General features: G+C 41.3%; 4 protein-coding genes and 1 pseudogene. 2 read left to right on the top strand and 3 right to left on the bottom strand.

Annotated features, from left to right (window positions below; all coding sequences use genetic code 11):
- The first annotated feature begins 187 nt into the window (after nucleotides 1–187).
- Nucleotides 188–499, top strand: coding sequence for a type II toxin-antitoxin system RelE/ParE family toxin (locus ACFINO_RS09540; RefSeq protein WP_017196508.1), 312 nt, complete (start codon nucleotides 188–190; stop codon nucleotides 497–499).
- Nucleotides 480–761, top strand: a complete 282-nt coding sequence (locus tag ACFINO_RS09535; protein ID WP_273788712.1) for an addiction module antidote protein — start codon at nucleotides 480–482, stop codon at nucleotides 759–761. Before ACFINO_RS09540 ends, ACFINO_RS09535 begins: the two co-directional genes overlap by 20 nt.
- A 34-nt stretch (nucleotides 762–795) precedes the next feature.
- On the opposite strand, the gene ACFINO_RS09530 is transcribed toward ACFINO_RS09535, so the two are convergent.
- From ACFINO_RS09530 to ACFINO_RS09520, 3 genes and pseudogenes are all read right to left on the bottom strand, one after another.
- Complete coding sequence (locus ACFINO_RS09530; RefSeq protein WP_375633221.1) at nucleotides 796–1,176, bottom strand: hypothetical protein; 381 nt, start codon at nucleotides 1,174–1,176, stop codon at nucleotides 796–798.
- A 19-nt stretch (nucleotides 1,177–1,195) separates the two neighbouring features.
- Complete coding sequence (locus ACFINO_RS09525) at nucleotides 1,196–2,320, bottom strand: N4-gp56 family major capsid protein (RefSeq protein ID WP_273788714.1); 1,125 nt, start codon at nucleotides 2,318–2,320, stop codon at nucleotides 1,196–1,198.
- 91 nt (nucleotides 2,321–2,411) lie between these two features.
- Nucleotides 2,412–2,783: pseudogene (locus ACFINO_RS09520) on the bottom strand (hypothetical protein); the annotation flags it as partial.

The following is a 2,783-nucleotide window of genomic DNA, read 5'->3' as shown; positions in this document are numbered from 1 at the left end:
ATGTCATCAATCTCATCTTGAATGACCGACACTAAGTGCGAAAGTGTTCTCTTATGACGATAAACATCTCGCTTTACTGGTATCGGTCCTCCGGTTTTAATCCGAATATAATGACGTGTCATCAAAATACCTCTCAGTAAAAATTATTACTATTGATATTATATATATTGTGTAGTATAGTGCACTGATGGTAGCGATAATAAAAACAACAGATGAATTCGATAACTGGTTAGAAAAACTTAAAGACAGAAAAGCTGCTAATATAATTCTTGCAAGGCTTCATAGAATTCGTTCAGGGCTTTTGGGTGATGCAAAGTTTTTTAATGGTATAGGTGAATTACGTATCCACTATGGTGCTGGTTACCGAATTTATTTTACAAAAAAAGGCGATAAAATCATTATATTGCTTTGTGGTGGTGACAAATCCACACAATCCAGTGATATTCAAAAAGCCTTATCTCTTTTAGAGGATCTTAAAAATGAAATTGAAAACCTTTAACTTTGAAAAACACCTTACAACACCAGAATCTCAAGAAGTCTTTTTAAATGAAGCCTTTAAAACTGGTGATGCCTCTCATATAGCGGATGCCCTTGGTATTGTTGCTAGAGCACAAAATATGAGTGCCTTAGCAAAAGAAACCAATCGCGAACGCAGTGGATTATACCGCTCTTTAAGCAAAACAGGTGATCCTAAACTTTCTACCTTAGTCGCTGTCTTATCTGCCCTTAATTTACAACTCTCTGTACAATCTGCTCCATAAATCGTGAGGGGAATTAAGCCTTCCCCTATACCTCTCAACGATTGGTCACGAATTGCACGACCACAACACACTCACCAGCCGCGGTTGTTTTATCCCGTGTTGCATAAAGCGTAAGCTCTTGATCTTCTGGAACAAACTCTTTTTGGTTGGTTGATGTAAAATCTTGAGTGCTTTGGGTTTTGATATCCTTTTCACTAAACTCATTACCACCATAGGTGCTGCCTATCTTTAATTTCGCATCCGAAAACGCTGTCTTCACAAACGCTTTAATCGAAAGGATCATTGCACCACGCGGTAAAGTCCCGATTTTGCGCGTCAAATGCTTATCTTTATGCGAGATATTCAAACGCAAAAAACTGACCTGATGTGTATGAAGATCTCTGCCGTGTAAGTGTCCTGTTACGCCATCTACCATGTCCTATTTCCTTTCCTCATCACTCAACTTCACCGCTGTAGGTGGGGATAACTATCGTTCCAAAATCTTGGGCTCCTTGTGCTCTTCCGGGCATTTGGAAACGCGTTTTCTTCATGCCCATAATTGTATGCACTCCAAAACCGTATTCGCGTTTGTAGTCGAAGGTTTCTTCTTCGATTTTATAGCGGGTCTTACCGTAACTCTTACCAAATGCCATAACGACACTTTGCGCTCCAAGCAAAACAGCACGGCGCACACCTGCAAGACGTGTACTATCCGTGGATTTAACACCATTGGTGACATGCTCTGATTCACGTAAAATCACACCGTTGTACATGCCTAGAGAACCATCAAAGATTGGGTTTTTGGAACGCGAACCGGTATAAGCAGCTTTCTGAATATCAAGCCATTGACCCGTCTCTGTATTAGTGCGCAATTGTGTCACCTGAATGGGATGCAAATACAACACATAAACACTCTCGCCATTCACGCGAACCGGTCTAATTTTAGGATTCGCTAGCTTAGCGCACTGAACCGCTTCATCTATCAATTTAAGATTAAAGCTGTGTTTGGCTTTTTCTGTAAGCTCTTCATCCTTGGTTTTTGCTTCTGGTCGCACAATGCGCTTACTGCTTGGAGCTAATGGTGCATTAAAGCCCCAAAAAAGAGGATCAAGATCAACCAGTTCTCCCTCAAAATTAAGCCTGTTGGCTGTATAACCGCAAGCGTGAACGAAAAACATCAAACTCAAACGGTCCGCATACCAATCTGATAAACTGTTTTTGGCTTCTTCGCGCAAATTAAACAATGTGCGCTGATTATCAATAGTGCCTTCATTGGCAATTCTTGTTCCATGATAAAGTTCATTGATATACAGTTTATCATGAAGGAATTGTAGTGCCTCTTCATTGCCTTCAAGGGTTTCACCCTCACTCACACCACGTCCTGATAACTGAGCTCGCAGACTAAATGTTACACAATCCCCTTTGCCTTTTTGCGTCTCTGTTTTCACCTGAATAATGCTATTGGAATCCTGCCCCATCAAAGGAGCAATAGGAGTTGCTTTGGAGACCTCCGCATCAAGAATTCTCGCCCATGTTTTTAACGCATGGGGATCATTAATCCCTATATGTGTTGTTGCCATTTATTTCACCTTTCTTTGCTATAAAAAAACCGGCTTAAAGCCGGACCACCAACCCGCACCAAAGGCGGCTTATTCTCTAAAAGTCTTTCACTTAATCTTCATCATCTGCACCACTCAATTTGCGTATAAGCACTCGGTTCTTTGGATTACTGTACCACGCTTGAAACTCTTTATCCGTCATAGCGTCCATCGTTTCCCATGAAAGTGGACCCGTCACGCCCCCTCCACCAGATGCCGTTAAGGTTCTCGCAGAATTCTGCCGACTTTGAAGTTCTGCAACTTGATTATTCGCTTGCACTGCTTGGTTCTGATAGCCAAGGTTTTGTGCTATTCTATAAATTTCTTCTGCCGGATTGAGATCTCTTTGTGCACAAGTCGCTACAAGCGCATGCAATTGATCTCTTATAATCGCATCTATTGTGTTTTGTTGTCCATACTCAGGATAAAGTGATGACCAAGAACT

It is taken from the genome of Bartonella sp. AA83SXKL (assembly GCF_042196965.1).
In the GTDB taxonomy this organism is placed as follows: domain Bacteria; phylum Pseudomonadota; class Alphaproteobacteria; order Rhizobiales; family Rhizobiaceae; genus Bartonella.
This window is presented reverse-complemented; position numbering and strand designations above follow the sequence as displayed.